This is a genomic window from Capillibacterium thermochitinicola (genome assembly GCF_013664685.1).
In the GTDB taxonomy this organism is placed as follows: domain Bacteria; phylum Bacillota; class UBA4882; order UBA10575; family UBA10575; genus Capillibacterium; species Capillibacterium thermochitinicola.
Map to the genome: position 1 here is coordinate 1 of NZ_JAAKDE010000064.1, position 6,201 is coordinate 6,201.

The 6,201-nt window shown below is 45.3% G+C and carries 7 protein-coding genes; all 7 read left to right on the forward strand.

Annotation, left to right across the window (positions count from 1 at the left end):
• Positions 1-227 precede the first annotated feature (227 nt).
• The 7 genes from G5B42_RS11400 to G5B42_RS11430 all read left to right on the forward strand — a co-directional run bounded on the left by G5B42_RS11400 (position 228) and on the right by G5B42_RS11430 (position 6,199).
• The gene (locus tag G5B42_RS11400) at positions 228-1,460 is read left to right on the forward strand and encodes a glycerate kinase type-2 family protein (protein ID WP_181340596.1); all 1,233 of its coding nucleotides are present in this window, start codon (positions 228-230) and stop codon (positions 1,458-1,460) included.
• A gap of 831 nt (positions 1,461-2,291) precedes the next feature.
• Positions 2,292-2,915 (forward strand): GGDEF domain-containing protein, encoded by a 624-nt coding sequence (locus G5B42_RS11405; protein ID WP_181340597.1) that lies wholly within the window; start codon positions 2,292-2,294, stop codon positions 2,913-2,915.
• A 171-nt stretch (positions 2,916-3,086) separates the two neighbouring features.
• Entirely contained in the window at positions 3,087-3,398 is a 312-nt protein-coding gene (locus tag G5B42_RS11410) for a hypothetical protein (protein ID WP_181340598.1), read from the forward strand.
• Positions 3,399-3,514: 116 nt separating this feature from the next.
• Positions 3,515-3,868: a hypothetical protein gene (locus tag G5B42_RS11415; RefSeq protein WP_231133554.1), complete on the forward strand. Its 354-nt coding sequence runs from the start codon at positions 3,515-3,517 to the stop codon at positions 3,866-3,868.
• Positions 3,869-4,079: 211 nt separating this feature from the next.
• Positions 4,080-4,718 (forward strand): GyrI-like domain-containing protein, encoded by a 639-nt coding sequence (locus tag G5B42_RS11420; protein ID WP_331274120.1) that lies wholly within the window; start codon positions 4,080-4,082, stop codon positions 4,716-4,718.
• A 153-nt stretch (positions 4,719-4,871) separates the two neighbouring features.
• The gene (locus tag G5B42_RS11425; protein ID WP_181340600.1) at positions 4,872-5,114 is read left to right on the forward strand and encodes a YdeI/OmpD-associated family protein; all 243 of its coding nucleotides are present in this window, start codon (positions 4,872-4,874) and stop codon (positions 5,112-5,114) included.
• A 50-nt stretch (positions 5,115-5,164) separates the two neighbouring features.
• Positions 5,165-6,199, forward strand: a complete 1,035-nt coding sequence (locus G5B42_RS11430; protein ID WP_181340601.1) for an SLC13 family permease — start codon at positions 5,165-5,167, stop codon at positions 6,197-6,199.
• Positions 6,200-6,201: the final 2 nt, after the last annotated feature.

Genomic DNA, 6,201 nt, shown 5'->3' on the forward strand with positions numbered 1-6,201 from the left:
CAGTGTCTTGACACTATCACCATTTATGCTGCTCTTGAAGGGAAATGGGGGGTGTGTTATTATATTTGTGTTAATTACTTCCTTCACTAGGTAGTTGCCCATGTTGGCTGCTGCCGACGCTCTCGCAACGATAAAAAGGAAAACCAGGAGGGCAATCTGTTCCGGTAGCGCCAAAGCATCGGCCGATGCTTTGGCGCTGCCTATTCCAATAAGGAGGGACCTTTCTTTTGAGTTTACGAGCAGATGCGCAGAAGATTATTGAGGCGGCGATCACCGCCGCCCTGCCGGATACGGCAGTGAAAAAAGCCCTGTCTGGAGAGGATTTCTCCGGAGGGAAACTGGTGCTGGTGGCGATCGGGAAGGCGGCCTGGTCGATGGCGAAGGCGGCTTGCGAGGTCCTGGCCGGCCAAATCAGTGACGGCGTGGTGATTACCAAGTACGGTCACGCCCAAGGGGAGTTACCCAACATCCGCATCTTTGAAGCCGGTCATCCGATTCCCGATGCCAACTCCTTTGCCGCGACGGAAGAGGCGATTAAGCTAGTCCAGAACTTGACCGCCGAAGATACGGTCCTGTTTCTGATCTCCGGCGGCGGTTCGGCTTTGTTTGAAAAACCCCTGGTCTCGGAAGTGGTCCTCCAAAATATAACCGGACAGCTCCTGGCCTGCGGAGCCAGTATTACAGAGATTAACACGATCCGGAAACGGTTGTCGGCAGTAAAAGGCGGAAAATTTGCCAAGTTGTGCGAGCCGGCCCGGGTTTTCTCCGTGGTCCTTTCGGATATCATCGGCGACCCCCTGGACATGATCGCCTCCGGACCAGCCTATCCCGACCGTTCCACCAGCCGGGAGGCTTTGGCGATTGTTCAAAAGTATGGGTTGGTTATCCCGCAAGAAGTAGAACAGCTGTTACGGATCGAACCTCCGGCTACCCTGAACAATGTGACCACCAAGATTACGGGGAGCGTGCGCCAACTTTGCGTTGCCGCGGAGAAAACCTGCCGGGAACTGGGCTATAAACCAATGATCCTGACCGCCAGTCTCAGCTGTCAGGCCCGGGAAGCCGGCAGTTTTTTGGCGGCGATTGCCCAGTACCATCAAGATACCGAGCAGTCACTGGCTTTTATCGCCGGCGGTGAAACCGTTGTCCAGCTGAAGGGAAAAGGCAAAGGCGGCAGGAATCAAGAATTGGCCCTGGCGGCGGCCGAAGGGATCGCTTCCCTCGAGAACGTGGCGGTCTTTTCCGTTGGTTCGGATGGAACCGACGGGCCAACGGATGCCGCCGGCGGCTACGTGGACAACACCACCAAACAGAGACTCGCGGAAAAAGGGATTAGTATTTTCGAGGTTCTGGAGAACAACGACGCTTACCATGCCCTTCAAGCCGTGGATGGCCTGATCTTTACGGGGCCTACCGGTACCAACGTCAATGACTTGTCGGTTTTGTTGATCAAAAGATAACTAAAAACTAAAAACTAAGACAGCCGCCAAACTGCGAAAAACAGTGGCGGCTGTTTAATTTTAAGGATTATCTTGCTCCATAGTCCGGAATGACGTTTTAGTACAACATCGGTTTTGACTGGTCTTGAAGTTTTAACCGTATTTTTATTTCATTTAATCGATCTGGACATCAAGTAAGAAAAATTTTCTATTAATTCCAGGTGTACTTGTTTTTGGAGAAGAAAGATAGAGGAATATGGTGACGGACTTAATGTGATGTGCTAAAATGATGTTATTAAAAGCGGGGGTGAGATCTACGGAATAAGCCTTCTATCTGCGGGACCCGGGGAATTGAGCCAGCCAATATCCTATACTACGTACATAAGAAATAAGATAAGGGACGGAACAGATGATCATTAATCTAGTAACCATTGCTATTTCAGCCATATTATTGCGATGGATATCTTCCGATATTATCCTCGAAAAAAGAAAAAAGAGATATTTCATCTATTGTGTCTTACTAACCATGATCATAACCGGAGCGGAACTGGGGTGCTTGTTGACGGATAACACCATTCCGGAGAACCGGCCGCTCTGCCTTTTCTTCAATACGCTTGGGTTTTCGTTGACACCCTTTGTCTTTCTTGTCGAGTCGAATATTAGCAATTCGCAAAGAAAAGTTTTATATTACGTGCCACCGCTAATCAACTTAGTGATGTCCTTGGCCTCACCTTATCACGGCTGGATTTTCTTGGTGGGAGAGGACTGTTCTTATCACCGGGGGAGCTTTTTTTTTTTATTTATTTAATTGCCTTTCTTTATTCGGTCGTTTTTTCGCTGGGCAAGAAACTATTGGCTTTCCGCAACTATCCGGCGTATTTTCATAAAAGGATTATCGACAGTGGCATCTTCTTGTTCATTGGAATCATAATTCAGGTTGTTTTCCCCCAATATCACACGACTTGGATCACCACCGCATTCTACCTGGTTTTGTATTACGCCCTTTCCTGTGAAATGAGCAGTTTGCTCGATGGGTTAACGGGACTACTCAACAGGACGGCTTTTAACAGGGAAATAGAGCATTTAAAGCTATCTTCCAAGCAAAACATGGTCATTTATATGATTGACGTCAATGATTTTAAGGGCATTAATGACACCAAAGGGCATACCTCTGGTGATTACTATCTGAAGGAAATCGGAAAGATTTTAGAAACGGTATTTTCCTTTAATGCAAAGATCTATCGTTTTGGTGGAGATGAGTTCAGTGTAATTCTTTCAAGGAAACCCGGTGACAGTATGGACTATGCCGACAAATTGGTTTCATTAATCAAGAACAGGCAAGGTGAGGATCCCGATTTTCCAAGTGTGGCGGTGGGATGTTCCAATTTTGAAGCCGGGGAGAATGCCTGGGAGACGATTAATATGGCGGATAATAATATGTACAAAAATAAGCGGGCGAAGGGGAATAGGGATTAATCTTAGGACAATAGAACAACAGCCTATTGTTTTTCAGTTGGTGCCTGCATTATCCAATAATGGAGGTACTAACTGTGTTATTTAAAAGGTTAATTATGAATTGTGGACAAATTATTAATTATGATATAATATTATTAATCGTATATTATCATGAAAAAATAAGAGGTGAACGTGAAAAAGATCTTAGTCGTAGTTGTTCTGTGTTTGGGTTTTCTTTTTTTATATGCAACTAATGCATTGGCCGCATTGGAGGTTTATTATGATGGGTTTTACAGTGGAGAATATTGTCTAAAAGATTCGGAAGTTGAAAAGGCTGAAACAGATTACTCTTTACATATGTTTGGAGGAAGACTATATTTATTGGACCGGATATTATTAGGGGCTGAAGTAGGGACTGGTGAAATTAAAAAAAGTAAAGACTTTTTCGTAACACAAGATTTGCAAACAACCTCTTTTATAGTAAGTTATAGATTTAATATATAGGTTATAGATTTAATATAAAAGAATTTTCGCTTATCCCATTTATTTCGGCAGACGCAATCAATGTGAAGAACTCATTAACTAATGACAAAAAGGAAATATCTGGAATCTTTCCTGGTGTGGAAGCAAAACTACCTTTCAACGACAGATTCAGTATTGAAGGTTCGTATAGATTAGCGTTATTCTCCATTGCTTATGAACTGAACGGCAGAGAGATGGATGAAGTAATTCAAGAGGTTTTACAAGAACAGAAAATTGCCATTAAAACTTCTGTAACTAGAATATCTGCTCTAACCTTTAAAGCGAAATATTTAATAACCGAAAACATCGCATTGGTTGGAGGATATAAGAAAAACATAACAAAATTAGAGATGGAAGCAGAAATAGATCCATTTGGTGCAGAAATACCAATAGAATTTGAGCTAGAAGAAACTCTTGCCAGTATTACTCTTGGGGTGTCAATATTATTCTAAACAGGGGCGCCAGCCGCATCTGCAGGCTGGCGCTTGGCGTATGTAGACCTTTTATCTTAGTCTTAATCTTTTTATATTTTTGCTCTTACCCAGCGTAAAAACTAGATCTACAGTTGTCAGGTTTACTGTGGTATCATTAGCGTAAAAGCATGAAATTCTAACGTAACTTCGATACCGGTTGCTTTTAAATTAAACAGGAGGAGGTTTTCAAGTGAGTGAAAAAGTATTCGATTATAAAAAGGAATACAAGGATTTATATATGCCGAAGCAGCAGCCGGCTTTAATTGAGGTACCGCCCATGAACTTTCTGATGGTGGACGGCAGCGGCGACCCCAACAACAACCCCGCCTTCCAGCAGGCAACCGAGTTGTTGTACGGACTCTCCTATACCATCAAGATGAGCAAGAAAAAAGGGCGGCAGCCGGAGGGGTATTTTGAATATGTGGTTCCGCCCCTCGAGGGGTTATGGTGGATTGAGGAAGGCAGTTTTTCCTTTGAACAAAGGGATAACTGGAAGTGGACCTTGATGATCCGCCAGCCGGAATTTGTCAATGAAGAGCTGGTCCAATGGGCAACCGAGGAATTGAGAAGGAAGAAGCCGGAGTTGGCGCCTGAAAAGGCTCGCTTTGCCACTTTTGACGAAGGCTTGTGTGTGCAGATTATGCACATCGGGCCTTATGCCACCGAGCCGGAGACGATGAAAAAAGTGGAGGCCTTTCTCTTAGAGCACGGATTAAGGGACCGGTTGACCGACGGTGGCAAGCATCACGAGATTTACCTTTCCGATCCGCGCAAAGCAAGGCCCGAAACCATGAAAACGGTACTCAGGCATCCGGTGGCCAAAGCTTGATCTTGTCGTGCCTTAAAAGGATCATTTATTGAAAATTAATGTTGTTGTTTGATAAAATTAGCTAATAAATGACAAGTTCACGGTTCTGGCAAACCCTTGATGGTTGAGTGGGGTTGATGCCATCGGCAAAAAAAGGGAGGATTGCAAGGGCAGATGGACACTTCCCGGTTGAAACGGAAAATCAATCCAATGCCGAAAGATGTGGAGGAGCGGCTGGTCGGGGAAAATTTGATGGAGGCCTACCGAAAGAGGCCTCCGTACCAGCAAAATGATTATTTGGGCTGGATCTTACAGGCGAAGAAACCGGAGACAAGAGAAAAACGTATTGCGCAGATGCTTGAAGAGTTGCGAAGCGGCGATAAATATATGGGCATGGACTACCGGGCAAAACGCTAAGCGGGGCGATAAATTAAGGCTAACAATCATAAAAAAGGTGGCAAGGACAGATGAAAAAAGTGTCGCAGAAAATTATTTTCCTGGTTAAGAACGAGACGATCTTATTTTTAGCCGGAACAGCAGCCGTCCTTTCGATGCTTTGGGTACCACCTTCCCTGGCTTATCTGGAATATATCGATTTTGGTGTTATTGCGCTGTTGTTTTGCCTGATGACCGTCGTGGCCGGTTTTCAGCATTCCGGAGTTTTCTTTTTGATCGCGCAAAAAATCCTGAAGCGGATCACCAATACGCGGGCTTTAGCTTCCGTCCTTGTTTTCCTTTGTTTTTTCACCGCGATGTGGATCACCAATGACGTTGCGTTGATTACTTTTGTCCCCCTGGCGATTATGCTGCTTTCGATGGCCCGGCGAACCGAATTGCTCATCCCGGTGGTTGTTCTCCAGACGATCGCCGCTAATCTTGGGAGTATGCTCACTCCGGTCGGGAATCCCCAAAACCTTTTCCTTTATTCCCATTACCAACTGGCATTGACGGATTTTCTTGCGATTACTTTCCCGGCCACGGTAATTTCCTTTGTTTTGCTGTGGTTTGTGCTCCTCTTCCTAAAAAAAGAACCCCTGAATAATGCTTTGGCTGGGAATAACCAACCGGCAGTTTCCTTGGCCGCGCCGCAGACGGCTGATGGGCGGCGGCCTTTTTCCCTTCTGTTGTATAGTACTTTATTTCTGCTCTGTCTGGGCTCGGTTAACCGGTGGATTGACTACCGGCTCACCTTGTTGATCGTTCTTATCTGTGTCCTTCTCTTTGAACGGCCAATTCTCAAGAAAGTGGATTATGCGCTGCTTCTGACTTTCCTCTTTTTCTTTATTTTTGTCGGCAATATCAGCCATCTGCCCAGGGTTAAGGAGTTTTTGGCCGGAGTGATGGCCGGAAAAGAACTGTGGGTTTCCCTCTTAACCAGCCAAGTTATTAGCAACGTTCCGGCGGCTGTCCTTTTGGCGCCTTTCAGTAAAGCAGCGAAACCCCTGATTCTGGGCGTCAATATCGGGGGTCTTGGGACGTTAATCGGATCAAGTCCAGATTAGTG